Source organism: Streptomyces sp. NBC_00442 (genome assembly GCF_036014195.1).
GTDB lineage: Bacteria > Actinomycetota > Actinomycetes > Streptomycetales > Streptomycetaceae > Streptomyces.
In genome coordinates this window covers 4,832,611-4,858,271 of sequence record NZ_CP107918.1, presented here as the reverse complement: position 1 = coordinate 4,858,271, position 25,661 = coordinate 4,832,611, and the positions used below count along the sequence as shown (strand labels likewise).

The following is a 25,661-nucleotide window of genomic DNA, read 5'->3' as shown; positions in this document are numbered from 1 at the left end:
GGGTGGTCGTCCGGCTGGGTTCAGCGGTCAGCGGTCAGCGGAAGGACGCTCTGGTGCGGATGCGGGAGACGGCGAGAAGGACGAGCAGCGTCGTCCCCATGAGGACCACGGCGACGGCCGCTCCGGTGAACAGCGAGCCACGGTCGGTCGCCGCGAAGATCCGCACCGGGAGCGGTGTCCAGTCCGGCGGGTAGAGCATCATCGTGGCGCTCAACTCGCCCATGGACAGGGCGAAGCAGAGCCCGGCGGCCGCGGTCAGGGACGGCAGCAGCAGGGGTAGCCGCACCCGCCACAGCACCCGCAGGGGGCGGGCGCCCAGGCTGGCGGCGGCCTGCTCGTACATCGGGTCCAGACGCAGGATGGCGGCCGAAACCGACTGGTAGGCGAACGCCATGACGAGAACGGTGTGCGCCAGGATCACGATCCAGCGCGTCCCGTTGAGGAGCACCGGCGGCTTGGAGAACGCGACGAGGACGGCGAGCCCGACGACCACCGACGGCACGGCGACCGGCAGCACGAACAGGGCGTCCATGAGCCGCCGTCCGCCCTTCTTCAGGGCGGCCGCGGCGAGCGCCGCCCACGTTCCGACGGTCAGCGCGAGAACGCTCGCCGTGAGGGCGGTGACCAGGCTGGTGGTGAGCGCCTGGAGGGTCTCGCCCGTGGTCGCAGCGGCGTAGTGGGAGGTGGTGAACCCGGAGGGGAAGGCGCTCGACCAGTTCGTCGCGAACGACGCGGCCACGATGACGAGCAGCGGCAGCGCGAAGACGGGCAGGAACAGGACGAGGAAGACGGTCCAGACGGCCCGGCGGCCGCCGCGGCTATGCACCAACACGACGGCTCACCACCCGGTAGAGGCCGTAGAGGCCCACGGACATCACGACGTTGACGACGGCGACGACGCAGGCGGCCGGATAGTCCGACTCCAGGATCGCCTTGCTGTAGACGAGCATCGGCAGCGTGGTGACGCCCTTCGCGCCGGTGAAGAGGACGATGCCGAACTCGTTGAGACACATCACCAGGACCAGCGCGCCGCCGGACGCGAGCGCGGGCAGCGCCTCGGGCAGGATCACCTGCCGCACGATCCTGGCCGGCCGGGCCCCGAGCGAGGACGCCACCTCCAGCTGGGCGGTGTCCAGTTGGGAGAACGCGGCGAGCAGGGGGCGCATCACGAACGGCGTGAAGTACGTGATCTCCGCGAGCAGTACCCCCCACGGCGTGGTCAGGAACTGGAACGGCCCGCTGGGCGCGCCGCTGATGTCCGTCCACAGCCCGTTGGCCATGCCGACGCTGCCGTAGACGAACAGCAGGGCGAGCGTGATCAGGAAGGACGGGAAGGACAGGAAGACGTCGATGAACTTGGCGACGGCCTTCCCGCCGGGGAACGGCACGAAGGCGATGACCAGCGCGAGCACGAACCCGAGCACGAGGCATCCGGCGGTCGCCCCGGCCGCGAGCCACACGGTGGTGGTGAGCGCCTCCCGGAACGCGGTGGAGGAGAACACGTCCGCGTAGGGCCGGAGGGAGGTACCGCCCGAGTCCGGCGAGAACGACTGCCGGACGACGAGGGCGAGGGGGTAGAGGAAGACGGCCACGAGGACGAGGACGGGGGGCAACGCCCATATGCGGGCGCCCAGTTGACGCGCCCATCCGGGCGCTGGGCCAGGGGGTGCGGGGCTGCCGGGTGCGGGGCTGCCGGGTGCGGGGCCGGTGGGTACGGGGCCGGTGGGTACGGGGCTGCCGGACGCCGGACCAGCGGGTGCCGGGCTGCCGGGTACGGGGCCGGTGGGCGCGGGGCTGCCGGACGCCGGACCAGCGGGTGCCAGGCCGCCGGACGCCGGGCCGCCGGGTGCTGTTTCACCCGGCCATACCCCCGCCGCAGCCCCCGCCGCAGCCTCGCGCCTACCCACCGGTCACCCCCGCGGGAATGAGCACCGCGTCCTCGCGGGCGAAGTGCAGGGTGACCTCGTCGCCCAGGGCGGGGGTGGTGCGCAGCTCCCGCACGTCCGCCTTCACGTGGTGCCCATCGACATCGACCTCCAGCCGATGTGTGGCCCCCCGCCACTGCACCTCCGCGATCCTTCCCCGCAGCGCGTTCGGCCCGGCGCCGAGCCGCACCAGGTGCGGCCGCACGCACAGCGTGGCCCTCGCCCCGCGGGCGACCTGGTCGGTGGCGACGGAGAGCTCGGTGTCCCCGAACCGTACGGATCCCACCCCCACCCGCACCGGGAGGAGGTTCGCGTTGCCGACGAACGACGCCGTGAACTCCGAACGCGGCCTGCGGTACAGGTCCTGCGGGGTTCCGCAGTCCTGGAGGCGGGCCCGGTCCATGACGGCGATGCGGTCGGCCAGGGTGAGCGCCTCCAGTTGGTCATGTGTGACGTACAGGATGGAGACGTCGGGCAACTCGCGGTGCAGGCGCGCGAGTTCGGCCAGCATGCCGGAGCGCAGCTGCGCGTCGAGCGCCGAGAGCGGCTCATCGAGGAGGAGGACACCGGGGCGGATGGCGAGCGCGCGGGCGATGGCGACGCGCTGCTGCTGGCCGCCGGAGAGCTCGCGCGGATACCGCTTGGCGTAGCTGTCCATGCCGGTCATGGCGAGGGCTTCGGCGACCCGGGCGGGGATCCGCGCCCGGGGAACCCTCTGCGCCCGCAGCCCGAACGCGACGTTGTCCTCGACCCGCAGGTGCGGGAAGAGCGCGTACTGCTGGACGACCATGCCGATGCCGCGCCGGTGGGGCGGCAGGCGGGTCACGTCGCTCCCGCCGATGAACACCCGCCCCGCGGCCGGCTGGACGAACCCGGCGACGGCCCGCAGCGCGGTGGTCTTGCCGGACCCCGAGGGGCCGAGCAGGGCCATGACCTCGCCGGGTTCGACGGTCAGGTCGAGCGCGTCGAGGACGACGGTGCCGTGGTAGGCGACGGTGACGCCGTCGAAGCGGATGCCGCCGCGGTGCGGCGCGCCCGGCGGGGCGGCGCCGCTCACTGCGCCGCCTCCAACTCGGCCAGTGTGTGCGCAAGTTCGACGACGGAGCCGAGCACATGAGTGGCCCCGGCCCCGGCGAGGGCCTCCTTGTCGTGGGCGCCGGTCAGCACGCCCGCGACGACTCCCGCCCCGGACCGCACGCCGCTGAGCATGTCGTACGAGGTGTCGCCGGCCACCGCGATGTCGCGCACCGAGCCGACGGCGCCGGTGCGCAGGAAGGCGCTGAGCACCATGTCGGGGAAGGGCCGGCCGCGGCCGCCCGCGTCGGCCGGGCACAGGGTGAGCGGGACGACGTCCTGCCAGCCGAGCGCCGCGAGGATCGCGTCCTGGGTGACACGGGCGAATCCGGTGGTCAGGACCACGGTCCGGCCTTCGGCGGTGAGCCGCTCGATCGCGCCGCGAGCCCCCGGCACGGGCGCGATGAGCCCGCCGTCGACGAGGGTCGCGTACGCCTCCTCGAAGGCGGTGTTGGCGCGCCGCGCCTTGGCCTCGTCGCCGAAGAGGTGACGGAAGACCGAGATCTTGGACTCGCCCATGGTGGCCCGGACGTAGTCGAGCATGGTGGCGTGTTCCGCCGAGCCGGGCTCGACGCCGAGGCGGTCGGCCGCGCTCGCGAAGGCCCGCTCGACGAGCCCGCCGTCGGCGACGGTGGTGCCCGCCATGTCGAGCACGACCAGGTTGTACGTGTTCATCGAGGTCAACTTCCTTACCATTCCAGCTCGTTGGCGGTCCGCTCGGCAATGGCGGGCGAGCAGGTCATGCCGCGTCCGCCGGGCCCGGTCACCAGCCACACCCCGTTTCGCACCTGCTGGCGGTGCACGACGCGCGAGGAGTCGGTGCACTGGGCGTAGACCCCGGCCCAGCGGCGCTGAATCTTGGGCAGCGGCCTGCCCAGGTAGGACTCGACGACCCGGACGAGGTGGTCGTACGGCTCCTCGGCCACGTCGAAGGCGAAGGGGTGCTCGTACTCGTGGGTGTCGCCGATGGTCAGGCCGCCGTCCGCGCGCTGCACCATGAGGAGCTGCATCTTGTGCGCTGCCGCGATCGGGTCCTGGGCCTGCGCGGCGTTGAGCGCGTCGAGCGCCTCGCCCGCGTACGCCGGGTAGTAGCGGAAGCTGTCGGGGTCCGCGACGGAGGTGGCCAGCGGCTCACCGAGCGGCGCGGTCTGCATCATCTGGAGGCGTACGCGGCGCACCGGCAGGTCGGGGGCGAGCTCACGGGCGAGCCCACCGAGCCAGGCGCCCGTGCACAGGATCACGGTGTCGCCGGTGTGCAGGTCGCCGTGGTCGTCGCGGACGGCACGGCCGTGCACTCCCTCGACGACGTCACGCACTTCCCGCCCGCCCAGGAAGCTGTACTTTCCGGACGCCAACAGTGCTTTTTTCAGGGCGAGTTGCGCGATACGGGGCTCGACGGCGGCATCGCGTTCGCACCACAGAGCGGCCGTGAAGTCGCCGCGCAGGGCAGGGTTGAGGACGCGGGCCTCGGCGGCGGTGAGGAGCTTGTAGCCGCGGGCGGGAGCGTCCTCACGAGCCAACGCGGCTTCCGCTACCGCGAGTTCGGCGGCGGTGCGCAGGGGGGTGAGCGAGCCGTTGGCCCGGAACCCGATACCGGGGACGCGGGCGCCGATGCCCTCCCACAGCTCGCGGGCGCGCAGCGCGGTGTCCAGCTCCTCGCCGCCGGCCCGGCCACTGACCCATATCTGGCCGAAGTTGCGGAGCGAGGCTCCGCGCGCCTCGCTCTCGCGCTCGATGTGTACGACCTCGTGGCCGCGTTCCACTGCGTGCCAGGCGTGCATGGTTCCCAGCACGCCGGCTCCTACGACGATGACTCTCACGGCGGCAACGGTCGTCGGGGCGGGTGTCCCGGGCCGGTCCGACCGGCAACGCGCGCGTGAACGGCCCCCCAAACTTGGCCTAGACCCGTTACCTTTTCGTTATCACCCCGCTCGGGTGAAGAGGGATCCTGGGGCTCCGCCAAGCCCCCTGAGGGGCGCGGGGAACTTCGCGGCCAGCCCACGCCGGGCCCGCGCCCGAAAGCGAACGGGGGTTTTCAGGGGCGCGGGGAACTGCGCGGGACGCCGTCCTCCGCCCCGCCGAGGTGGGTCGTGAAGGAGAACCGGTCACCCCGGTACAGCGTGCGGACCCGCTCCAGCGGCGCACCCTCCGCATCCCGCGACACCCGGTGGATGAGCAGCATCGGCAACCCCGGCGGCGTACCGATGAGCAACGCCTCCCGCGGAGTCGCCAGCACCGTCTCGATGCGCTCGTCGACCCCGCCGAGGGTCACACCGAGCCGGTCCCGCAGATACGCGTAGAAGGAGGAGTCCGGGGTGAACTCCCGGTCCAGGTCCGGCATACGGGCCACCGGCGCGTACGTACTCTCGAGCCCCACCCGCTCCTCGTCCGCGAGCAGCACCCGCTCCATGTGCCAGACGGGCTCCCCGCGGCGCAGCCCGGTCTCGGCGGCGAGCACGGGCGGGCAGGGGAACCGTTCGAGGGTGATGAGGTGACGGCCGGGCGTTCGGCCTTGGCGGCGCACCCCCTCGGTGTAACTGGCCAGCGAGAGCGGCTGTTCCAGCTTGGGCCCCGCGACCACCGTGCCCCGGCCCCGGCGGCGCAGCCTCCCTTCGAGGATCAGCTCGCGCAGCGCCTGGCGTACCGTCTCCCGCGCGACTTCGTACCGCAGCGCCAGTTCTCGCTCGGTCGGCAGCAGCCCGCCCTCCCCCAACTCATCGACGAGCAGGGCCACTTGCGCCTTGACGGCGTAGTACTTGGGGATGCGCCCGTGCTCGGGGATGCCGGAGCGGACGGGGGCGCCGGGCGCCTGGTTCGCCGGGTAACCGTCGTCGTACGGGGATTCGTGCGGGGATTCGCACGGGGAGCCGTTCGGGGAAGCGGGCGGAGAGTCGTTCGGGTGAGCCACGGGGCCGATGCTCGCACGCGCAGGTGAACGACCGGGGCAGGCAGGTCGGCCCGCCCCGGCAAGGGCGCCCGCCTCAGCGGGCCTCTCCTCGGACCCCCCTCTCCTCAGCGGCCCCGCGCACGCATCCGCCGCGCCCCCGTCACCAGCGTCCCGCCCGCGGCGACGAGTACGGCGGCGCCTGCGCCGAGCCCGGTGAGCGCGCCGCCCGCACCCGTCGCGGCGAGTTCGCTGTCCAGCTCGTCCAGCAGGTCGCCCTCGTCCACGACGTCGAAGCGGTACTCCCCCGACTCCCCCACCCACTGCCCGTCGCCGCCCCTGCGCTGCACGATGGCGGCGGTCGCGGTGATGGGCCCCGGCACGGTGTCCGCGGCGAAGCCGAGCCGCACCCGCACGGTGACGGTGCCGCCCGCGCCGACGACGAACCCGGGGAAGCCGTCGTCGAAGACGCCGATGTGCTCGTCCTCGTCGGTCTTGATGAACGGCACCGGATGGGTGCGGCCGGTGGCCGGGTCGTCGAACTCCATCCGGAGCTGGGAGTTCTTGAGGGTGCGGTCGCGGTCGACCAGGACGAGCACCGGGTGGATGCTGTCGCACGGCCGGTCCGAGGTGTTGGTGAGGTCGAGGAACCACTCCTGGTCGCCGTCGCCGGGCACGTACTCGTCCGGCCCGCCACGGACCTGCGTGTCCAGCGGGAACGCGGACCCGGTCCTCAGCTCGCAGGAGGTTGCCCGAACCTTCTCGGCGAGCGGCCGCGCGACGGGCCGCGGGGCGACGACGGGCTTGCGCGGCACGACGTCGTGACGCCCGTACGGGAACCCGCCGCCGTCGGCCACGGCGACCCCCGCGAGCGGGGTGAACGCGGCGAGCGGAGCGACCGCGGCGGCGGCCAGCGCGGTGACGAGGGCGGTGCGCAGTCGCATGCGGGACCTTTGCTGCTCGCGGCGTTCGGACTTCGGTTCGGCCGCCGGCGCCCGCACCGGAGCCGGTCGGCACCCTCCGGTCGGCCGCGGCCGTGGCCCGCGAGCCTGCCACGCACCCGCCCCGCCACCCGCGCGACGTGGCCCGGCGAGCCCCGCCGGTGCCGGTAAGACCGCCCTATCAGCCCAATAACTGCGGATACGGATACGGATACGGCTACCACTACCGCTCCGGCTACGGCTCCGGCTCCGGCTCCGGCTCCGGCTCCGGCTCCGGCTCCGGCTCCGGCTCCGGCTCCGGCTCCGGCTCCGGCTACAGCTACAGCTACAGCTACAGCTACAGCTACAGCTCCGATTACGCCTTCGGATACGCCACGTTCGCGCGGCCGAACACGGGGACGAGGACGAGCTGAGCGGCGCCCTCCGCCACCGCGTGGGGCCCGCCGGCCGCCGGGCGGACCGGGATCGCGGCGGCGCCGCCGCGCCGGGCCCGCTCCTCCACGACCGCGCTCACACCCCGGACGAAGGTGTCCTGATCGGCGCTGACCGTGCGGCCGCCGAGCAGGATCTCGTCGATGTCGAGCAGGCCGACGATGTTGGCCGCCCCCACCCCGAGGAAGCGGGCCGCGGCCGCGATGTCCCCGCGGGCGACCGCCGTCAGACAGAGCGCCTCGATGCAGCCGCGGCCGCCGCAGCCGCATACCGGGCCGCCGAGCAGGATCGTCTGGTGCCCGAACTCGCCCGCGCCGGTACGGGCCCCGCGATGCAGGGAGCCGCCGAGCACGAGCCCGGCGCCGAGCCCGCTGCCCAGGTGGAGGTAGGCGAAGGAGCCTGCCCCGGTGTTGTCGCGCAGCGCGAGGCCGAGGGCGGCCGCGTTGGTGTCCTTGTCGAGGAAGACCTTCTGGCCGAGCCGCGCCGCGAGCGCGTCCCGCAGCGGGAAGCCGTTCCAGTGCGCAAAACCGGTGACGCGGTGCAGTACCCCGCTGTCGTGGTCGAGCGGGCCCGGCATGGCGACGCCGACGCCGAGCACGCGGCGGCTGCCGGTCAGCGCCTCGGCCTCGGCGGCCGCGGCCTCCACCACGCGCTCGGGTTCCGCGCCGAGGTCGAGCGGTACGGTCCTGGCACCGACCAGGGTGCCCGCGAGGTCGACGACGACCGCGGTCAGCTCGTCGCGGTCCAGGTGCAGCCCGATGGCGTGCGCGGCGGAAGGGACCAGCTTGAGCACGGTGCGCGGCTTGCCCCCGGTGGAGGCGCGGCGGCCCGCCTCGGTGGCCGTGCCCTCGTCCCGCAGCCGCCCGGTGATCTTGCTGACCGCCTGCGGGGTGAGCCCGGTGCGCTCGGCCAGCTCCAGGCGGCTGATGCCGCTCTCGCCCGCGTCCCTCAGCAGGTCGAGGACGAGCGCGGCATTGTGGTTGCGCAGCGCCGACAGATTCACACCCGTATTGCTCCTGTTCACCGACCCATTGTCTCTCTTGCTTGCACTTTGGCAACAGCGTTGCTTAAGTGGATCGCATGAAGGACCCCAAGGACCCCATGAACGCCACGCCCCCCGTGAGCCCCGTAACCCCCAAGACCCCCGCGACCGCCTCGAACGCGCCGCACACCGGGAGCGCCGGGAAGGCGTCGCGCGCCGACCTCCGTGTGGGACTCGTGGGCTACGGCCTGGCGGGCTCCGTCTTCCACGCCCCGCTGATCGCCGCCACCGACGGCCTGGTTCTCGACACGATCGTCACCTCGAACCCCGATCGCCAGGCGCAGGCCCGCGCCGAGCACGGCGATGCGCTGCGCTCCGCGGGCTCGCCCGATGAGTTGTACGACGCGGGGCTCGACCTGATCGTGATCGCCTCGCCGAACAAGACGCACGTCGAGATCGCGACCGGCGCGCTCACGGCGGGCCTGCCCGTCGTCGTGGACAAGCCGCTGGCCGGCACGGCCGCGGAGGCGCGCGAACTCGCCGCCCTCGCCGAGGAGCGCGGCCTGCTGCTCTCGGTCTTCCAGAACCGCCGCTGGGACAACGACTTCCTCACCCTCCAGCGGCTGCTCGCGGACGGCGAGCTCGGTGAGGTCCAGCGCTTCGAGTCGCGTTTCGAACGGTGGCGGCCGCACCCCAAGGGCGGGTGGCGCGAGTCCGGCGACCCGGCCGAGATCGGCGGCCTCCTGTACGACCTGGGCAGCCACGTCGTCGACCAGGCGCTCGTGCTGTTCGGCCCGGCGCTGCGCGTCTACGCCGAGGCCGACGTGCGCCGCCCCGGCGCCCAGGCCGACGACGACACCTTCATCGCGATCACGCACGCGAGCGGCGTCCGCTCCCATCTGTACGTCAGCGCGACGGCCGCCCAACTCGGCCCGCGCATGCGGGTGTTGGGATCGTCGGCCGGTTATGTGAAGTACGGCCTCGATCCGCAGGAGGCGGCGCTGCGCGAGGGCCGGCGCCCGGCGGCCGGCGAGCCGTGGGGCGAGGAGCCCGAGTCGCTGTGGGGCCGGATCGGCTGCGGCGACTCCCCGCTGACCGGCGGCGGATGCCCGGTGCGGACGGCGCCGGGCGACTATCCGGCGTACTACGCGGCGATCAACAAGGCCCTGCGCGAGGGCGGCGAGCCGCCGGTCACCGCGCACGAGGCCGCGGCCGCGCTGGACGTCCTTGAGGCGGCCCGCCGCTCGGCCCGCGAGGGCGTCACGGTGGAGATCGCGCTGTGAGGGCGCGGGACACGTCGGCCCGGCCGGAGACCGCGGAGGGCGGCGCGGCCGCGAGCGCCTCCGCCGTCGGCACCCCCACCACGGGCACCCCCACCACGGGCACCCCCGCCATCGGCACCGTGGCCCCGGACGATGTGGCCGCCCTCGAAGCCGAGCAACAGCGCCTGGTTCTGGCCCGGTTCACGTACGAGGACGCGTGGGCCCTGGGCATGCTGCTGCGCACGCGCGCCGTGGAGCGCGGCGCGCCGGTCGTCATCGACGTACGGCACGGCGCCCGCACGGTGTTCCGGTGCGCGCTGCCCGGATCCAGCGCCGACAACGACGCCTGGATCGACCGCAAGCGCCGGGTGGCGGAACGCTATGCGGCGCCCTCCTTCCTGGTCGGCGCCCGGTTCAGGGCCAAGGGCACGACGTTCGAGGCGGCGTCCCGCCTTGACCCCGACTCCTTTGCCGCACACGGAGGTTCGTATCCGGTGACGGTCGAAGGAGTCGGGGTCGTGGGGACCGCGACGGTGTCCGGCCTGCCGCAGGCGCAGGACCACGCCCTGGTGGCCGAGGCGCTCGGCGAACTGGCCGCCCGCGCCCGGCCGCACCGGGCGAGCGCGGACCGGCGGGCGAGCACGGACTAGCCGAGCCCCTTGGGCTTGCGGGTGACCACGAAGGTGATGCCGCCGGCCGCGACGAGGACCACCGCGAGACCGCCGAACAGGACCATCGTGTCGGAGGGCGTACCGGTGTCGGGCAGTTCACCGCCGCCGTCGGTGCCGCCCTCGGTGCCGTACCCGCCGGAGTCACCGCCACCGGTGTTCCCGCCGGTGTCCCCGCCGGTGTCCCCGCCCGATGTGCCGCCGGTCGTCGTGCCCTCGGAGTCCGTGGGGCTCGGGGTCGGCGGCTCGGGGGTGGGGGTCGGAGGGTCGGGCGTGGGTGTGGGCGGTTCGGGCGTCGGCGTCGGCGTGGGCGGGTCCGGCGTGGGCGTCGGAGGCTCGGGCGTGGGGGTCGGCTCGTCCCCCCGGCAGGTGGGGAGGTCCCCGTTGAAGGGGTAGGCGTGGAATTCCTGCCCGCCCCCGCCCCCGGCCACGGAGGTGTGGACGAGCGAACCGACCGTGAAGAAGCGCCCGTTGACTCCGGGCAGGGTGACGGTGGTCGTGCTGTCGGTGTTGCCGACCAGGACGCTGCCGGAGAACTGTCCGCTGCCGCGCAGCCGGACGACCTCGGCGTCGGGGAAGTTCCAGAGCAGCCGGTCGCGGAGCGCGGCCGGGAGCATGCCCATGTAGGTGTTGATCTCGCGCGCCTCGCCGGTCAGGTTGACCAGGACGGTGGCTCCGGCGGGAATGCCGGTGAACAGGAACCCTTGCGCGCCGCCGCCCGAACCGGCGAGGTCGAAGTCGACGTTGAAGACCTGGACGGCGGACTTGCCGTCGCCGGTGAACAGGGTCTCGTTGCCGTTGTTCCTGGCCGTGCCGGTGGCGGTCCTCGGCTTGCCGTCCACGTAGGCGTAACAGTGGCTGGCGGCCGCGAGGTTCGGTCTGAGCCGGGCGTACGGGGCGGCCGCGTCGGCGTCGTGGACGGTCTTGGGCCGAACGGTGCCGCTGAGCGTGCCGCCGTGGCGTACGACGCCGGAGACCGAGCCCTCCTCGGCGAGGAGGCGCTGGCCGGGGGCGACGGTGACACCCTTGCCGGTGGTCAGGAAGTCGGTGCCGTTGTCCGGCGGCACGCGGGAGCCGACGCCGGCGACGCCCACGTTGTAGACCTGGGAGACGCCGGTGGCCTTGTGCTGGTCGAACTCCCCGAGCACGACGATCTTGCCCTCCGCCTCGGCGGCGGCCTGCCGCACGAGGAAGTCCCCGCCGACGAACACGTTGATGTTGTTGTCCCGCCCGGCGAGCGCCCCGTTGTTCGGATCCGGGTAGGGCACCACCGGACAGTTGCTGCCCTTGCAGGGCCCGAGCCCGTCCGGCAACGGATCGGCGACTCCGAGCGTGGCCAGGGCCCCGACGACGACGGCCGCCCCCACGACAACGGCCGAGGCGGTGGCCGCCCTTTTCCGCATACCTGACGTATTTCGCATTTACGCAATATGCGAAATTTGCCGCACGGATCCCTTGAGACACGCACGGATGCGCCCCATCCGGCGCAGGGCCCCCCGGCGCGCCCTCCGACCCCGACGTGACCTTCGCCCTGGCGCGCCCTCGATCCCGACGCAACCTTCCCCCGGCGCGTCGGCCGATCCCGACGAGCTCGGCACCTCGGCGCACCTGCCGATCCGGGGGGGGATCCCGGCGGGCCCTCCACCCCGGCCGCACCGGCCGATCCCGGCCCGCCGTCAGGCGGACGCCGCGATCCACCGGCGTACGGTGGCCGACGAAACCGCAACCACCCACGGGTGGCCGAGCCCCCCGGCCCCGCCGCACGGGCGGGTGGGCGGGCGGGTGGGTGAAGCGGCCCGCCGCAGGCGGGGGACACGACCACCGGCCCGCCGGCCGCCACCGAAACCGCAACCACCCACAGGCGGCCAAGCCCCCTGGCCCCGCCGCACGGGCGGGCCGGCGGGCAAGGGCCGCAGGCCCAAGCCCGCACCCCCCACCGCCACCCCCACCCCCGCTGGAAGCGCTACGCGTCCTTGAGCACCTGCCGCTGCCGCCCCAGCCCGGAAACTTCGAGCTCCACGACATCCCCCGCCCGCAGATACGGCTTGGGCTCCGGCTGCCCCATGGCCACGCCCGCCGGCGTACCCGTGTTGATGACGTCACCCGGGTACAGCGCCATGAACTGGCTGACGTACCGCACGACCTCCGCGACGGGGAAGATCTGCTGAGCCGTCGTGCCGTCCTGCTTGAGCTCCCCGTTGACCCAGAGCTTCAGCGAGAGCGCCTGCGGGTCGGGCACCTCGTCCCGGGTGACCAGCCACGGCCCGAGCGGGTTGAACGTCTCGCAGTTCTTGCCCTTGTCCCACGTGCCGCCGCGCTCGATCTGGAACTCGCGCTCGGACACGTCGTGCGACACCGCGTACCCGGCGACGTACGCCATCGGGTCCTCGTCGTCGCCCACGTACCGCGCGGTGCGCCCGATGACGATGGCGAGCTCGACCTCCCAGTCGGTCTTGACCGACTTGCGCGGCACGAGCACCGTGTCGTCCGGCCCGACCACCGTGTCCGCCGCCTTGAAGAAGATGACCGGCTCGGCGGGGGTGGCCGCGCCCGTCTCCTCGGCGTGGTCGTGGTAGTTCAGCCCGATGCACACGACCTTCCCGATCCGCGCGACCGGCGGCCCGATGCGCGCACCGGTGTCTTCGAGGGCGGGCAGCACGCCGCTGCCGGCCGCGGCCCGTATCCGGTCCAGGGCGAACTCGTCGGCGAGCAGCTCGCCGTCGATGTCCGTCACGAGCCCGGACAGGTCCCGCAGGGTCCCGTCGGCGTCGAGCAGCGCCGGACGCTCTTCACCGGCGTCGCCTACGCGCAGCAGCTTCATGGTCAGTCTCCCTTGGTCGAGCGGGGCCCGGCCGATGGGTAGCGGCCATCGGAGGATCGTCCGATCCTCCAAGGAAGACGTCCACTCCGCAAGACCCCGTTCACAAACTGGACCGTAACCGGGGCGCGAGGTGCTATGCGCCGGTGTCCGAGGGGGCTACGCGGCGGTCGCCAGTGCCGCGGGCGCCGGCACCATGTCCTTGTAGAGGAACGCTCGCTCGACCGCCGTCCACGTCGTACTGGTGACGAGGTAGAGCGCGGCGGCAAGCGGCACCACGGCGACGGAGATCAGCGTGCCGAAGGAGAGCAGCGGCATGAACTTGCTCATCGCCGCCATCCCGGGCACCGCGTCCTGCCCGCCGGCCGCCATGACGGGCGTGGCCGCCATCTGCCGCTTCATGCGCCGGTAGTTGAAGGTGGCGACGGCGGCCACGACCGCGAACAGCACCACGTACACAAGACCACGCGCCCCGAAGACCCCGCCGTGCGCGAGCGCGTCCGCCCAGTGCCCGCCGAGCGGCGCCTGGAAGAGGGTGTGGTCGAGCAGACCGTTCGCCTTCCCGCCGATGCTGGTGCTGGAGAACAGGTGGTAGAGCAGGAAGAACGCGGGCATCTGGAGCAGGCCGGGCAGGCAGCCGGACAGCGGCGACACCTTCTCCGCGGCGTGCAGCTCCATGACCGCCTTCTGGAGCGCCTTGCTGTCCTTGCCGTGCTTCGCGCGCAGCGCGTTCATCTGCGGCCTCAGCCTGGCCTGCGCCTTCTGGCCCCGCGCCGCCTGCCGCGACAGCGGGTGCACGGCCAGACGTACCAGAGCGGTGAAGAGCACGATCGCGGCGGCCGTCGAGGCACCGTGGAAGACGGGCTCGAGTACGGCGGCGAGGTGTTCGGCGAGGCTCGCGAAAGCGCTGAAAAGGGAGCTGGACATGAGGAGGCCCTCCGGGGCGTCTCGTCAGGAAAGAGCACGTGAGCGCACGCGTGTGACGTGCGGTTCTGCGTGAGGTGACGAGCCGGCGGGGGCGGTGGTACGAGGGGTACGGGTGCCCTACGCGGCCGTCGGGACGAGACGGCCGGGCGCTCGGGGCCGGGGCCGCCCGGAGGCGTCCGGATCGCGCTGCGGAAGGAAGGCGGTACGCCGCTCCCGGTCGCGGATCGCGGTACGCACCCTCGTGCGCGCCACGTGCGGCACCGCGCGCGATGCGAGCGTGGCGCAGACGGCGAGCGCGGATCCCGCGGCGGCGGTCGCGGCGAGCGCGACGGCGGCGGAGAGCATGCCGCCCTCGACGAGGACGACCTGGGCGAGCAGGAAGAGGAAGAGACCCAGCAGGGGCCGGGCAACGCGCGTACCGCGTGCGATGACGCCGCTCATGTCGCTGCCCTCCCTCGTCCCGGTCACTCGTGAACCGCTTCTTTCGGCGACCATACCTTCAGCCGTTATACACGACGCCGAGCACCCACCCCGCCCGGAGGCCGAGCGGTGCCAGCAGCCGCCTCGGCTCGCGCGGTGGGCGGCTCACCGCGTCCTCGGCCGGCCCGAGCCCGGCGCCGGGCCGCATCGCGCCGGGCCGCATCGCGCCGGGCCGCATCTCGGCATCGCCGCGCGCCACCAGCTGGCCGTCGGCTTCGTACCGCACGCGGCCGGCGTCCTCACGATGCCGGGCGCGCTCGACTCGGGACCGCTGGTGCGGCCGCATCTTGATGCCGCGCTCACGCCGGCAGAACGCCGCCCGCCTCGCCCTCCGTCGCCGCCTCCTCATGGATGGGATCGCGGGCCAGTACGTCGTCCGACACCGGCGCCCCCTTCGGCCCGGCGAAGGAAAGGGCAAGTGCCACAAGGAGGTTGAGCCCCAGAGCGACGATCCCGGCGTTCACTCCCCACACCGGATCGTGGTCGGTGAACACGAAGCCGCAGACCGTCCCGACCCCGACCGCCAGCCCGGCGAGCCCGCCCACCAGCGTCAACTTCCGCCACACGAGCCCCAGAAGCAGCATGGGCAGGAGCTGCGCCATCCCTTCGTAGGAGATGAGCGAGAGCCGTACGAGCGTGTTGGGCACGGTGTACGTCATGAGCAGCGCGAGGGCGCCCGCGACGACCACCACGACCTGCGACGCGCCTTTCTGCCGCTCCCGCAGCCGGGGCACGAGCGAGAGCACGCTGCGCCCCCACATCGTGCCGATGACCAGCATGAACACCGCCATCGGCACGATGGACGACAGGGCCGCGGCCACCCCGATGAGCCCGACGGTCCAGGCGGGCAGCGAGTCGACGACCAGCTTGAAGAGCGCGAGGTTGGAGTCGGCGCCGACGAGCCCCGGCACGACGAAGACCGCCGCCATCCCGAGCAGCATGGGCACGAAGAGCAGCACGTTGTAGGCGGGCAGCAGCATGGCGTTGCGCCGCAGGGCGTCGGCGCTGCGGGCCCCGAGGTAGCCGGCCACCGTGGTCGGGAAGATGACGACCGTGAGGGAGTTGAGTACGGATGTGGTGGCGAACCACGCCTCCCCGAAGGCGCCGCCGTGGCCGGGCAACGTGAGCCAGTCGCTCTTCTCGCTCACGATCCGGTGGAAGAAGTCCCCGTAACCGGCGAAGTAGTGCAGCGGCACATAGATCGCGAGGAAGGCCAGGGTGGCGATGACGAGGACGTCCTTGAGCACCGACACCCACGCGCTGCCGCGCAGCCCGCTGACGACCACGAATCCCGTGGTGACCGCGAAGGCGATGAAATAAGCCCAGTTGAGGGAGATCGCCCCATAGGAAATGGTGGACACCACCACGCCCATGCCGGTGATCTGCAACTGGATGTACGGCAGCAGGAAGACGGTGGCGAGCAGCGCGACCAGCGCCCCCACCCAGGGCCGCCCGTACCGATGGGCCACCATGTCGGTGATCCCCACCAGGCCGTGCTTTTTCGCGTAGGCCCACAACATGGGTCCCACCACATAGCCCACGGCGTAGCCGCACGACATGTAGGCGACCACGTACAGCACCGGGGCGCCGTAGTTGTATCCCCAGCCAGCGGCCCCCAGATAGCTGAAGCTCGTGTAGCTCTCGCCCGCCATCAGCACCCAGATGAACACCGTGCCCAGGCTCCGCCCGCCGACGGACCATTCGGCGAGGCCGCCGCCCCCACCCCCTCGGCCCCGTACGGCGAAGAGCCCCAGCGCGACGGCGCCCACCATGAAGACGCCGAAGATGGTGGTGGCGACGGCTGCGCTGCTCATCGCTCGCCCCCCGCCGCGCGGCTCCGCTTGTCGCCCCGCCAGGTCAGCCAGATGGCGAGGGGCGTGACCAGCGTCGCGATCAGCAGCCAGAAGAAGAGGAACGGCACCCCGAACACCACGGGCCGCACCTTGTTCACGAAGGGCAGCGCCCCCAGATACAGCAGATAGGGCACCCCCAGCCAGAGGAGTTGAGATCGACGACGGCGCATACCCGAACGCTAGCGCGGCCGGCTCGCCCGCAACTTGCCCCACACGACCAGCCGGTAGGTGGAGGTGAACTCGGGCGTGCAGGTGGTGAGCGTGATGTAGTGACCGGCCTCGCTGTACCCGTACGAGGGCTTGACATCGCTCCGGGGAACGGCGGCTATGGTCCCGCTGTCGCGGGCGGACGTCTGGGGCAGCACGGAATCGACGACGTACGTGTAGACGGTGTCCCGCGTCTCGACCACCACCTCGTCGCCCGGCCGCAGCTTGTTGATGTAGCGGAACGGCTCCCCGTGGGTGTTGCGGTGCCCGGCGAGCGCGAAGTTGCCCTCCTGTCCGGGCTGGGCGCTCTGCACGTAGTGACCGACGTACCCCTTGTCGAGGACCCCGGCCTTGCTGATCCCCTGCGCGATGGGCGCGGTGACGCCGATCCGGGGGATCCGGACGACGGCGTACGCCTGGTCGCCGCGCGGGGCACGCGTACCACTGGCGCTCCCGCCGCCGCCCGTCTCGCGGTCGCCGGAAGCGCGGGGAGCGGCAGGATCCCCCTCCCCCACCGAGACCTGCTCGTCCCCGGCGCCCGTGCTCCGCGTGTCCCCTTCGCCCCCGGCCCTTCCCGGGGTGTCCCACGTCTCCTCCAGGGAGTGGACGGTGTGCCCGGCCTCGGCGCGGGCCTCCCTGTTGGTCCACCACAGCTGGTGCACGACGAGCAGCAGGACGACGAGCCCGCAGGTCACGGCGAGCTCGGCCCCGGCCCACAGCCCCCGGGCCGCCCAGGCCCGCCGCCCGCGCCCGCCCCGCACCACCACCCGCATCCGTCTGCGCACGGGCGCAGGGTAGGCGCCGCCCCCACAACTCACCAGGCCCGCAACGTGACGGAGTCGACTCCCCAGGGCCAAAAGCGCCCTCCGCCGCGCCCCCGTACAGCAGTACGGTGTCCCTCATGCGCCCTGACACGCCTGCCGATCACACCGCCGAAGCCGAGCGTCTGCTGCGCACCGCGGAGCAGTACCCCGAGGACCACGAGCCCCTGCTCCTGCAGGCCGCGGCCCATCTGGAGCTCGCCGGCGACCGCCCCAGGGCCACCACGCTCTACGACCGCCTGCTGTCCTCGTCCACGAAGATGGACCACCCTCATCTGGTGAAGGCGTTCAAGGCGGCGAACCTGTGGGAGTACGGCCACGAGCCGGAGGCCCGCGCCATCATCGACGGCATCCGTGCGGCGGCCCCCCTCGACCCTGCGGCGTGGGGCATCGTCGCCGAGACGCTGGAGTCCCACGACGAGCTGGACCTGGCCCACGCCTCCCTGACCACGGCCCTGACACTGCTCGGCGTCGCCGAGGCGACCATCGACCAGGCGGCGGCCCTCCCCTACAGCTCCCAGTCCCTGCTGACCACCCGCCACCGGGTGCGCCGCCTGCTCGCGCTGCCGCACGACACGTGGGACACCCTCGCCGACGAGCTGCACACCGCGCCGATCTCCCTGGACGAACTCCACGACCCCAAGCGCCTGTGGTCACTCGGCTCGGAGGACCCGGCCGAACTCCAGGCCGAACTGGCCCGTCTGCGCGCCGAGTTGGGCCACTACCGCCTGGCCCTGTCCCGCCCGTTCCCGGTCGCGGTCCTGCACTGGCCGGAGCCGGAGCTGGACGAACTCCTCACCGCGTATCCGGAGCTCCAGTCCGAATACCCCACCCACGCGGCCCACTTGCTGGACATCGAGGCCTCCCTGCGCGAACTGGCCGCGGCCGGCACCCCGAACCTGGGCATCGTGACGGCGACCGTCCCCTCCTACGAAGCCTTCGCCGCCTCCGAGTCCTCCTCCCCCGCCAACGCCGACCTCCTCCCCCAGTACGCCACCACCCTCGCCGCCCGAGGCCGAGCCACCTCCTGGCCCCCGGGCCGCGGAGCGGACTGCTGGTGCGGCTCGGGCGTCAACTACGGGGACTGCCACGGGGCGGCTTGATCCGCTTTGTCGCGGCCGGTGACCTCACGTCATCGGCCGTGCTTGGGCGGCATCCAGTTAGCCCGCGAGGCCCCACTCACGAGCGAGGGGCGAGCCACCCCAGGCCGCATCGGTCTGCCAGATAGAGGCGATGCCATGCTGCTCCAGGTAACCCGAATACACCCCTATCTCCTCTGAGAAGAGGCCGACAAGGTGGGGCGGACGCCGCCCTTGATACAGGAAGTGCCTGTACTCGAAGAGTTGCCCAACCGCCTGCCTAACGGCGTCCGTCGGGTTGCCATTGCGGACAACCTTCGCCTCGACCAACCACTCGTCCGCGTCGGTCACGTCCGCTCCATGACGTGAGAGCACGAGGTCCTTGGGATGCTGTCCGTCCGTCCTCGGGGCATAGCCACACGTAACGGAGTGAAGGGCGAAGTCCTCGATGAGTTTCTCGTGGCTCCGGCGCTTCACTTGCTGCTTGGATCTGATGTTGGCGAGATAGTCGGAACTGTCCTTCGGCTTAAACCCAGCCAACGGATCAGCGTTGTACCCATGGCTGGACACGTCATAGCCAACCGTTAGCGACGAGCCACTATCCGCGATCCACCATGCCTGGTTGGCCACCTCCGCACTGCGAAGAAGGTCGACGGCGTGCAACAAATCGCCTTGTAGGTCGACTTCCTGAGGCAGCCGATCCGTCGCATAGGGACGCGCGATGACACTAGCCGCCTCATAGGCCTTCGGCCTGGTACTACCATCACGGAGCGACGGCTCATCAGCCCACCCCTGTCGCCGCTGAGCCGCCACCGCTCGCCTGAGCCGCGCGGCGTGCCATCGCAGATGTGCTTCCCGCGCCTGCCCCTTACCGAGACGCTTCTCCAGCGAGGTAATGCCTTGTTGCAAGGTCAGGGCGACGGTCTTGAGGTCCGCGCTGAAGATGTACGCCAAGTACAAACCCTGCTTCGGATCGCTGTTGCCTCTGGAATCGAAGAGCCCGATCCACGGGGTCGCCGCAGGAGTGGTCTGCCCTCCGTGGCCCTGCGCGGTGAACCCATCTGGAAGCACCAGGTCAGTCCGCTTGGCGACCGACCGAAGCACGCGCTGCCCCGGCACATCCCTCCGCGAACCAGCGGATCGGTCGTACGTGGTTGCGACATCGCGAAGAAGCTCCCGAATCCCCATGGTCGGAACCTAACTCACGCCCGTACCACTCGTTGGCCGAATTCGATCGAACTTGGCCCCTGGTGACCATCGAGCTGCGGCTCGGCACTTCCGCGGCTCCTCGGCACCGTCACTGACCAGGGCCGCTTCAAGGCACCCAAGGCCCCCGCGCTAGCCTCAAGAAAACCCACACCTCAGGAGGCAAACCATGGCAAAGGTTCCCGCAACTGTGATCGCGACCGGCGGGCTTGTCGGGGGGTATGGGGTGGCCCGGTGGACCAAGAGGCGGCCGCTTGGCGGGGTGGCGCTTGCCGCGGCCGGCGCGGTGGCGGCCCGGCAGTGGCAGCAGACCGCCGGGACCAGGGCCGCCGTCGGGCTGACCGGGGCGTACGTCGCCGCGTTCGCCGGGTCGCACCCGCTGGCCAAGAAGGTCGGTGCCTGGCCCTCCGTGTTCGGTGTCGCCGGGGTCGTCGCCGCGGCCTCCTGGGCCGTCACGCGCAACGCCGCCAAGTAGCGAGGGCGCGGGGAAAAGAGATTTCGGCGGCGCTGAACGCGGGCCGGCCCGGGGCCGTATCCAAGGGCAACTCCCCGCAGTGGCCGGGCGCACGACCGTACGGCATGGACAGGCAGTCCGGCCGTGCGCCCGGCGAAACCCCGAGCTCGGCCCGGGGCCGTTCACGCAGTTCCCCGCGCCCCCACTCGGCTGAGCCCCGCCCGGCCGAGCCTCGCCACGTCGCGGCCCCGCCCCCGCCCGGCTCCCCCCGCACGGTCGAACCCCCGAGCCCCGCCCGGCTCCCCCCGCACGGTCGAGCCCCGCCGTGCAGAACCCCCGAGCCCCGCTCGGCAGAGCCCCGCCCGGCGGAGCCCTACCCGCCCAGCCCGTGCGACACCGTATAGATCAGCAACCCCGCCAACGCCCCCACCACCGTGCCGTTGATGCGGATGAACTGCAGGTCGCGGCCGATGTTCGCCTCGATTTTGCGGGACGTGTCGTTCGCGTCCCACGACGCCACCGTGTCCGTGATCAGGGACGTGATCTCCGCGCGGTACGTCGACACCACGTACGCCGCCGCGTCCTCCAGCCAGCCGTCCAGCTTGTCCTGCAGGCGTGGGTCCGTGGTCAGGCGGGTGCCCAGGGAGAGGAGGGACTCCCGCGCGCGCAGGCGCAGTTCGCTGTGGTCGTCCTCCGCCGCGGCGATGATCATCGAGCGGACGGAGGACCACGCCGAGGCGATGATGTCCTGCACCTCGGGGCGTGCCAGGACCTCCGACTTGTAGCGCTCCACCCTGCTCCGGGTCTCCGTGTCCGACTGGAGGTCGGTCGCGAAGTCCGCCAGGAAGCGGTCGAGCGCGCCGCGCGCCGGATGCGCCGGCATGTCGCGCATCTCCGTCACGAAGCGCAGCAGCTCCTTGTAGACGCGCTCGCCCACCTTGCGGTCCACGAAGCGCGGGGTCCAGCCGGGGGCGCCGCCCTGCACCGCGTCCATCACCGAGTCCCCGTGCAGCACGAGCCAGTCGTGGGCCCGTACGCACACCAGGTCCACGGCCTTGCGGTGGCTGCCGTCGGCGACGATGCGCTCCAGCGTCTTACCCAGACCCGGCGCGATCTCCGCCGCGTCGGCCCTGCGGGTGATGGCCTCACCCACCACCGCCTGGACGTCGGCGTCCCTGAGCACCGTCAGGGCGCCGCGCAACGCCGTGGCCAGCTCCGAGGTGACCCTGTCCGCGTGTTCGGGCTCCGCGAGCCAGGTGCCGAGGCGGCGTCCGATGCCGAGCGCGTGCAGCCGGGTGCGCACCACCGCGGCGGACAGGAAGTTCTCGCCGACGAACGTGCCGAGCGAGGCGCCGAACTGGTCCTTCTTGTTCTGGATGATCGCCGTGTGCGGGATGGGCAGGCCCAGCGGGCGGCGGAACAGGGCCGTGACCGCGAACCAGTCGGCCAGCGCACCCACCATGCCCGCCTCGGCCGCCGCCGCGACATAGCCCGCCCAGGCGCCCGCCCCCGTACGGTCCGCCCAGGTCGCGAGGGCGAAGACCACCGCGACCAGGATCAGCAGGCCCGTCGCCGTGGCCTTCATGCGGCGCACGCCGCGGCGCTTCTCCTCGTCCGCGGCGGTGTACGCGAAGGGGGACGACGACGAGCGGGTCGCCCCGGCCCCCGCATCCACCTCGGTCGGCCGCTCGGGCCCCGTTCCCCTACGTTCCATTCGCTCCACCGTTCGCCTGGCGTCCTCCCTGACGTCCTCCCCAGGGGGCTCCATGGAGTGACGTCTTCCCCATGAAGTACTGACGAGCCGCTCGTTCAGTTCCCGTACGGCGCCGTACGTGCCCAAGGCCACTCGTACGGGGGCAGGGAGAAGGCCCGGGGCAGCCCGGTTCCGCCCCGTCAGCTCAGCTCCTTGCGGCCCCTCCCGTCGCTCCTCCCCTCCCCCCGCTTCTCCAACCGCAGCCGCTCCTTCCGCGCCTTCCTCATCTTGCGGTCCACCCCGATGCCGCCCATCAGGGCGTACGCCACGATCGTGACCTCGGGCGAGCCCGGCGTGCCCTCGCCGTTGGCCTTGCTGCCGCCCACGCCGCCCATCAGGCCGAATCCCTTGACCTGGACGTTCAGCTCCGGCGGTACGGTCACGCCGATGCCGCCCATGATCGTGAAGAGGCGCAGCACGGTGTGGCGGTCCTCGAAGCGGGCCTCGCGCAGATCGATGTCGCCGCCGCCCCACATCGCGAACGCGGTGAACTTCCTGGCCACCGTCCAGTTGCCCTTGCGGGCGAACCCGCCCCAGAAGGCGAAGCCTCCCTTGGAGGTGGGCCGGTGGCCGATGCGGGAGGGCCAGTGGACCTCGACGTCGTCCTGCGTCCGGCGGGGCGCCGCCGCGGCCGGCCCGGCCGTGCCCGGGACCGGGAGGTCGCGCACCAGCGGCGCCAACTCCCCGTGCGTGCGCGCCGTGTAGGCCGCCTCCAGGCGCTGCTCGAACTCCTCCATGTCGAGCCGCCCCTCGGCCACGGCCTCCCTCAACGACTCGGCGACACGCTCGCGCTCTGCGTCCGAAGCGCGCATCTCCGGGAGCCCGCCCGTTGGTTCACTCGTCATGCCGTGAAGACTAGTGAACGCCCTCACCCTCGTACATGCGCGCGATCACGGCCTCGATGTCCGGCTCCCGCACCGACAGGTCCACCAGCGGGTACGCCGCCGCGATGTGCGCCACCAGCGGCGCGGCCGATGCCGACGCCGGGAACGCGAGCCACTGACGAGGGCCCTCGACCTTCACCACACGGGCGCCCGGCACCTCCACCGGCGGGAGTGCACGCTCCAGGTCGACCACCAGGGTGCGTTCGCTCTCGCCCGCCTCGTGGAGCCCGGCGAGCGCCCCGTCGTACATCAGACGCCCGTGATCGATGACCATCACCCGCTTGCAGAGCTGCTCGATGTCGGTCAGGTCGTGGGTGGTGAGCAGGATGGTGGTGGCGCGCTCGGCGTTCAGGTCGCGCAGGAACTGGCGCACCTTCGCCTTGCTGATGACGTCGAGGCCGATCGTCGGCTCGTCGAGGTAGAGGACGTCCGGGTCGTGCAGGAGCGCCGCGGCGATGTCGCCGCGCATGCGCTGCCCGAGGGACAGCTGGCGTACGGGAACGTCCAACAGGCTTGCCAGGTCGAGGAGTTCGACACAGCGGTCGAGGTTCTCGCGGAAGCGGGCGTCGGGGATCCGGTACATGCGGTGGGCGAGGCGGTAGGAGTCGTACAGCGGCAGGTCCCACCACAGGGTGGTGCGCTGGCCGAAGACGACGCCGATGTGCTGCGCCAGCCTGGTGCGTTCGCGGGACGGGTCGAGGCCGGCGACCCGCAGCCTGCCCGCGCTCGGCGTCAGGATGCCCGTCAGCATTTTGACGGTGGTGGACTTCCCGGCGCCGTTGGGCCCGATGTAGCCGACCACCTCGCCGCGCGGCACCCGGAAGCTGATCCCGTCGACCGCCCTGACCTGCCGTTTCTCGCGGCGCAGCCGGCCCGTTCTGCGCCGTACGTCGAAGACCTTCTCGACGCCGTCGAGCTCGATGAGGTCTGTCTGGCCCGTGCGGCCTGTGTGGCCCGTGCGGCCTGTGTGGCCCGTGCGGCCCGTCTGGCCCGTCTGGCCCGTCTGGCCCGTCTGGTCCGTGCGGCCCGTCTGGCCCGTGCGGCCCGTCTGGCCCGTCTGGTCCGTCTGGTCCGTCATCGGTCAACCTCCTTCACAGCGGGACGAGTTGGGGCCGGTTCGGGCGAGCCCGGCCCGGCTGGGTGTGGTGCGGCCACGCCTCAGCTCCCCGTGCTGCGGTAGGCCCGCACACCCGTCCGCCAGGCCAGGCCCGCCAGCGCCAGGCAGCCGGCGGCGACCAGCGGGGGTGCGAAGGCGAGCCACTGCGGGACGCCGAGCGGGTAGGGGCGGCCCAGGACGTAGAGCCCGGGAAGCCAGTTGACGAAGGCCAGTGGCAGGACGAAGGTCACGCCGCGCACCATGTCCTTGGCGAACACCGTCGGCGGGTACTGGAGCAGGGTCTGCCCGCCGTACGTGAACGCGCTCTGCACCTCCGCCGCGTCCTGCGCCCAGAACTGGAAGGCCGCGCCCGCCACGAACACGGCGCAGAACAGCGCCGTACCGCTGAGCAGCATCACCGGGACCAGGGCCGCTTTCAGGACGGTCCAGTGCACGTCGAGGGCGACGAGCGAGCCGGCCAGGACCATCACGCCCTGCAGGAGCCGGCCCAGGCGCTGGAGGCCGAAGCGGTCGGCCGCCACCTGGGCGAGCACCGGGACCGGGCGCACGAGGAGCGTGTCGAGCGTGCCGTCCCGGATGCGCGCGCCGAGCTTGTCGATGGAGCCGAGGAGGGCGTTGGTGAGCCCGAACGCCGTCGTCGACGTCCCGTACAGGAACGCCACTTCGGCGAAGGAGTAACCGCCGAGCGAGCGGACCTGCGAGAACATCAGGGCGATCACGACGAAGTCGAAGGCGGTCACCAGGAAGTTCGCGCACAGCATCAGCGCGAAGGACGCCCGGTAGGTGAGGGTGGAGCGGATCCACATCCCGGCGATCATGCGGTACGCACTCCACGCGCCCGGCGCGGGCGGCCGTGCGGCCACCATGCGATCCACCGCGCTCGCCGCGGGCCCCCGCACGGCCGCGGCCGCCGTCCGACCCGCCGCGCTCGCCCCGGGCGGCGGCACGGACACCCGACCCGCCGCGCTCGCCCCGGGCGGCGGCACGGACACCGGATCCGCCGCGCCCGGCGCGGTGCGCCGCACGCCCGCCGTCCCTCGCCCGGCTTCCTCGCTCGCCTCACCCACCCTGCACCACCACCCTCCGCACCGCCGCGGACTGGAGCAGCCGGCCCGCGCCGAGCAGGGCCGCGGCCCAGCCGAGCTGGAAGCCGTACGCGCCGAGCAGCCCCCAGCCCCGGTGACGGCCCATCAGAACGTCCGCCGGGATCTGGAGCAGCGAGGACCACGGCAGCGCGCGGGCCACCTCGCCGAGCAGGCCGGGGAAGGCGTTGAGCGGCAGCAGCATCCCGGAGAAGAACAGCCCGGCGATGGAGACGAGCGAGGAGACGCCCGCGCCGTCCAGCAGCCAGAACGCCGAGAGCGCGACCAGGAAGCGGAGCGCGAAGCTCACCACCACGCCGAACAGGACCGCGACGAGGAAGGCGAGCCAGGTCGCCGCGTCGGCGGGCAGCGCGAGGTCGAAGACGAGCGCGCCGAAGGCGAGCGGGATCGCCCCGCGCCCCAGGAAGTGGAAGAGCGCCCGGCCCAGGTCGGCCGATAGCCACCACAGCTGGAGGTCGGCCGGCCGGTAGAGGTCGATCGCGATGTCACCCGTACGGATGCGTTCCACGAGCTCGTCCGCGAAGCCGCCGCCGAACATGTTCACCGTCATCAGCAGGGCCTGGCTGACCCACACATAGGTGAGCGCCTGGGACTGGTCGTAGCCACCGAGGTGAGGGCGCTGCTCCCACAGGGCTATATAGGTGTACGCCACGATGACGCCGAAAACCGTGTTGGTGAAGACCCCGGCCGCGGTGGCGACCCGGTAGGTCGTATAGCGCCGGAACCCGCCCCGGGCCACGACCAGATACAGCCGCACGTACGCCCCCTTCCCCGCGCCGGCACCGAAGCGC

Annotated in this window: 27 protein-coding genes; 5 read left to right on the top strand and 22 right to left on the bottom strand. The window is 72.4% G+C overall.

The window, feature by feature from the left end; all coding sequences use genetic code 11:
• Positions 1–34: 34 nt before the first annotated feature.
• The 7 genes from OG432_RS21705 to OG432_RS21675 form a co-directional block, all read right to left on the bottom strand.
• Positions 35–832 (bottom strand): ABC transporter permease, encoded by a 798-nt coding sequence (locus OG432_RS21705; protein WP_328312616.1) that lies wholly within the window; start codon positions 830–832, stop codon positions 35–37.
• Complete coding sequence (locus OG432_RS21700; protein WP_328315193.1) at positions 819–1,634, bottom strand: 2-aminoethylphosphonate ABC transporter permease subunit; 816 nt, start codon at positions 1,632–1,634, stop codon at positions 819–821. The genes OG432_RS21705 and OG432_RS21700 overlap by 14 nt, the downstream gene beginning before the upstream one ends.
• A 265-nt stretch (positions 1,635–1,899) precedes the next feature.
• On the bottom strand, positions 1,900–2,982 hold the full coding sequence (locus tag OG432_RS21695) for an ABC transporter ATP-binding protein (protein ID WP_328312615.1): 1,083 nt from the start codon (positions 2,980–2,982) through the stop codon (positions 1,900–1,902).
• Positions 2,979–3,674, bottom strand: coding sequence for an HAD family hydrolase (locus OG432_RS21690; RefSeq protein WP_328312614.1), 696 nt, complete (start codon positions 3,672–3,674; stop codon positions 2,979–2,981). The genes OG432_RS21695 and OG432_RS21690 overlap by 4 nt, the downstream gene beginning before the upstream one ends.
• Positions 3,675–3,688: 14 nt before the next feature.
• A complete protein-coding gene (locus OG432_RS21685) occupies positions 3,689–4,819 on the bottom strand; it encodes a TIGR03364 family FAD-dependent oxidoreductase (protein ID WP_328312613.1) in 1,131 nt (376 codons plus the stop codon).
• Positions 4,820–5,034: 215 nt separating this feature from the next.
• Positions 5,035–5,781 carry a GntR family transcriptional regulator gene (locus tag OG432_RS21680; RefSeq protein WP_328315192.1) on the bottom strand — a complete coding sequence of 249 codons (747 nt, stop codon included), beginning with the start codon at positions 5,779–5,781 and terminating at the stop codon, positions 5,035–5,037.
• A 230-nt stretch (positions 5,782–6,011) separates the two neighbouring features.
• Positions 6,012–6,827: a hypothetical protein gene (locus tag OG432_RS21675; protein ID WP_328312612.1), complete on the bottom strand. Its 816-nt coding sequence runs from the start codon at positions 6,825–6,827 to the stop codon at positions 6,012–6,014.
• Between the two features lie 137 nt (positions 6,828–6,964).
• Between OG432_RS21675 and OG432_RS21670 the strand changes: the two genes are divergently transcribed.
• Complete coding sequence (locus OG432_RS21670) at positions 6,965–7,237, top strand: hypothetical protein (protein ID WP_328312611.1); 273 nt, start codon at positions 6,965–6,967, stop codon at positions 7,235–7,237.
• Here OG432_RS21670 and OG432_RS21665 read toward each other — a convergent pair.
• Positions 7,180–8,280: an ROK family transcriptional regulator gene (locus tag OG432_RS21665; protein WP_328312610.1), complete on the bottom strand. Its 1,101-nt coding sequence runs from the start codon at positions 8,278–8,280 to the stop codon at positions 7,180–7,182. The genes OG432_RS21670 and OG432_RS21665 overlap by 58 nt on opposite strands.
• A 56-nt stretch (positions 8,281–8,336) precedes the next feature.
• On the opposite strand from OG432_RS21665, the gene OG432_RS21660 reads away from it, so the two are divergent.
• Together OG432_RS21660 and OG432_RS21655 are read left to right on the top strand one after the other, a co-directional pair.
• Positions 8,337–9,521: a Gfo/Idh/MocA family protein gene (locus tag OG432_RS21660; RefSeq protein WP_328312609.1), complete on the top strand. Its 1,185-nt coding sequence runs from the start codon at positions 8,337–8,339 to the stop codon at positions 9,519–9,521.
• A 110-nt stretch (positions 9,522–9,631) separates the two neighbouring features.
• The gene (locus tag OG432_RS21655) at positions 9,632–10,150 is read left to right on the top strand and encodes a heme-degrading domain-containing protein (protein WP_443058596.1); all 519 of its coding nucleotides are present in this window, start codon (positions 9,632–9,634) and stop codon (positions 10,148–10,150) included.
• Here OG432_RS21655 and OG432_RS21650 read toward each other — a convergent pair.
• From OG432_RS21650 to OG432_RS21615, 8 genes are all read right to left on the bottom strand, one after another.
• Positions 10,147–11,589, bottom strand: coding sequence for a choice-of-anchor A family protein (locus OG432_RS21650; RefSeq protein ID WP_328312608.1), 1,443 nt, complete (start codon positions 11,587–11,589; stop codon positions 10,147–10,149). The genes OG432_RS21655 and OG432_RS21650 overlap by 4 nt on opposite strands.
• Before the next feature lie 542 nt (positions 11,590–12,131).
• Positions 12,132–12,989, bottom strand: a complete 858-nt coding sequence (locus OG432_RS21645; protein WP_328312607.1) for a fumarylacetoacetate hydrolase family protein — start codon at positions 12,987–12,989, stop codon at positions 12,132–12,134.
• A 156-nt stretch (positions 12,990–13,145) separates the two neighbouring features.
• Positions 13,146–13,913: a YidC/Oxa1 family membrane protein insertase gene (locus OG432_RS21640; RefSeq protein ID WP_328312606.1), complete on the bottom strand. Its 768-nt coding sequence runs from the start codon at positions 13,911–13,913 to the stop codon at positions 13,146–13,148.
• A gap of 117 nt (positions 13,914–14,030) precedes the next feature.
• Complete coding sequence (locus OG432_RS21635; RefSeq protein ID WP_328312605.1) at positions 14,031–14,354, bottom strand: DUF6412 domain-containing protein; 324 nt, start codon at positions 14,352–14,354, stop codon at positions 14,031–14,033.
• Positions 14,355–14,412: 58 nt separating this feature from the next.
• Positions 14,413–14,619, bottom strand: a complete 207-nt coding sequence (locus OG432_RS21630) for a hypothetical protein (RefSeq protein WP_328312604.1) — start codon at positions 14,617–14,619, stop codon at positions 14,413–14,415.
• A 73-nt stretch (positions 14,620–14,692) separates the two neighbouring features.
• Complete coding sequence (locus OG432_RS21625) at positions 14,693–16,207, bottom strand: sodium:solute symporter family protein (RefSeq protein WP_328312603.1); 1,515 nt, start codon at positions 16,205–16,207, stop codon at positions 14,693–14,695.
• Positions 16,204–16,416, bottom strand: a complete 213-nt coding sequence (locus OG432_RS21620; RefSeq protein ID WP_328312602.1) for a DUF3311 domain-containing protein — start codon at positions 16,414–16,416, stop codon at positions 16,204–16,206. The genes OG432_RS21625 and OG432_RS21620 overlap by 4 nt, the downstream gene beginning before the upstream one ends.
• Before the next feature lie 9 nt (positions 16,417–16,425).
• On the bottom strand, positions 16,426–17,226 hold the full coding sequence (locus OG432_RS21615; protein ID WP_328315190.1) for a class E sortase: 801 nt from the start codon (positions 17,224–17,226) through the stop codon (positions 16,426–16,428).
• A gap of 128 nt (positions 17,227–17,354) precedes the next feature.
• Between OG432_RS21615 and OG432_RS21610 the strand changes: the two genes are divergently transcribed.
• Positions 17,355–18,377, top strand: a complete 1,023-nt coding sequence (locus OG432_RS21610; protein ID WP_328312601.1) for an SEC-C domain-containing protein — start codon at positions 17,355–17,357, stop codon at positions 18,375–18,377.
• 57 nt (positions 18,378–18,434) lie between these two features.
• On the opposite strand, the gene OG432_RS21605 is transcribed toward OG432_RS21610, so the two are convergent.
• Positions 18,435–19,541 (bottom strand): MrcB family domain-containing protein, encoded by a 1,107-nt coding sequence (locus tag OG432_RS21605; RefSeq protein ID WP_328312600.1) that lies wholly within the window; start codon positions 19,539–19,541, stop codon positions 18,435–18,437.
• Positions 19,542–19,728: 187 nt separating this feature from the next.
• Here OG432_RS21605 and OG432_RS21600 point away from each other — a divergent pair, with 187 nt between their 5' ends.
• Positions 19,729–20,034, top strand: a complete 306-nt coding sequence (locus OG432_RS21600) for a hypothetical protein (protein WP_328312599.1) — start codon at positions 19,729–19,731, stop codon at positions 20,032–20,034.
• A gap of 352 nt (positions 20,035–20,386) precedes the next feature.
• On the opposite strand, the gene OG432_RS21595 is transcribed toward OG432_RS21600, so the two are convergent.
• From OG432_RS21595 to OG432_RS21575, 5 genes are all read right to left on the bottom strand, one after another.
• The gene (locus OG432_RS21595) at positions 20,387–21,727 is read right to left on the bottom strand and encodes a DUF445 domain-containing protein (RefSeq protein WP_328312598.1); all 1,341 of its coding nucleotides are present in this window, start codon (positions 21,725–21,727) and stop codon (positions 20,387–20,389) included.
• 179 nt (positions 21,728–21,906) lie between these two features.
• Positions 21,907–22,578 (bottom strand): DUF1707 SHOCT-like domain-containing protein, encoded by a 672-nt coding sequence (locus OG432_RS21590; protein WP_328315189.1) that lies wholly within the window; start codon positions 22,576–22,578, stop codon positions 21,907–21,909.
• Between the two features lie 43 nt (positions 22,579–22,621).
• Positions 22,622–23,728 carry an ABC transporter ATP-binding protein gene (locus OG432_RS21585; protein ID WP_328312597.1) on the bottom strand — a complete coding sequence of 369 codons (1,107 nt, stop codon included), beginning with the start codon at positions 23,726–23,728 and terminating at the stop codon, positions 22,622–22,624.
• 80 nt (positions 23,729–23,808) lie between these two features.
• Positions 23,809–24,633 (bottom strand): ABC transporter permease, encoded by an 825-nt coding sequence (locus OG432_RS21580; protein WP_328315188.1) that lies wholly within the window; start codon positions 24,631–24,633, stop codon positions 23,809–23,811.
• 193 nt (positions 24,634–24,826) lie between these two features.
• Complete coding sequence (locus OG432_RS21575; RefSeq protein WP_328312596.1) at positions 24,827–25,627, bottom strand: ABC transporter permease; 801 nt, start codon at positions 25,625–25,627, stop codon at positions 24,827–24,829.
• Positions 25,628–25,661: the final 34 nt, after the last annotated feature.

Bases quoted from the DNA above. Each gene is read 5' to 3' on its own strand.
- OG432_RS21690 (WP_328312614.1), bottom strand. From the start codon at position 3,674: ATGAACACGTACAACCTGGTCGTGCTCGACATGGCGGGCACCACCGTC.
- OG432_RS21675 (WP_328312612.1), bottom strand. From the start codon at position 6,827: ATGCGACTGCGCACCGCCCTCGTCACCGCGCTGGCCGCCGCCGCGGTC.
- OG432_RS21660 (WP_328312609.1), top strand. From the start codon at position 8,337: ATGAAGGACCCCAAGGACCCCATGAACGCCACGCCCCCCGTGAGCCCC.
- OG432_RS21650 (WP_328312608.1), bottom strand. From the start codon at position 11,589: ATGCGAAATACGTCAGGTATGCGGAAAAGGGCGGCCACCGCCTCGGCC.
- OG432_RS21645 (WP_328312607.1), bottom strand. From the start codon at position 12,989: ATGAAGCTGCTGCGCGTAGGCGACGCCGGTGAAGAGCGTCCGGCGCTG.
- OG432_RS21640 (WP_328312606.1), bottom strand. From the start codon at position 13,913: ATGTCCAGCTCCCTTTTCAGCGCTTTCGCGAGCCTCGCCGAACACCTC.
- OG432_RS21635 (WP_328312605.1), bottom strand. From the start codon at position 14,354: ATGAGCGGCGTCATCGCACGCGGTACGCGCGTTGCCCGGCCCCTGCTG.
- OG432_RS21625 (WP_328312603.1), bottom strand. From the start codon at position 16,207: ATGAGCAGCGCAGCCGTCGCCACCACCATCTTCGGCGTCTTCATGGTG.
- OG432_RS21620 (WP_328312602.1), bottom strand. From the start codon at position 16,416: ATGCGCCGTCGTCGATCTCAACTCCTCTGGCTGGGGGTGCCCTATCTG.
- OG432_RS21615 (WP_328315190.1), bottom strand. From the start codon at position 17,226: ATGCGGGTGGTGGTGCGGGGCGGGCGCGGGCGGCGGGCCTGGGCGGCC.
- OG432_RS21610 (WP_328312601.1), top strand. From the start codon at position 17,355: ATGCGCCCTGACACGCCTGCCGATCACACCGCCGAAGCCGAGCGTCTG.
- OG432_RS21605 (WP_328312600.1), bottom strand. From the start codon at position 19,541: ATGGGGATTCGGGAGCTTCTTCGCGATGTCGCAACCACGTACGACCGA.
- OG432_RS21600 (WP_328312599.1), top strand. From the start codon at position 19,729: ATGGCAAAGGTTCCCGCAACTGTGATCGCGACCGGCGGGCTTGTCGGG.
- OG432_RS21595 (WP_328312598.1), bottom strand. From the start codon at position 21,727: ATGGAACGTAGGGGAACGGGGCCCGAGCGGCCGACCGAGGTGGATGCG.
- OG432_RS21590 (WP_328315189.1), bottom strand. From the start codon at position 22,578: ATGCGCGCTTCGGACGCAGAGCGCGAGCGTGTCGCCGAGTCGTTGAGG.
- OG432_RS21585 (WP_328312597.1), bottom strand. From the start codon at position 23,728: ATGACGGACCAGACGGACCAGACGGGCCAGACGGGCCGCACGGGCCAG.
- OG432_RS21580 (WP_328315188.1), bottom strand. From the start codon at position 24,633: ATGGTGGCCGCACGGCCGCCCGCGCCGGGCGCGTGGAGTGCGTACCGC.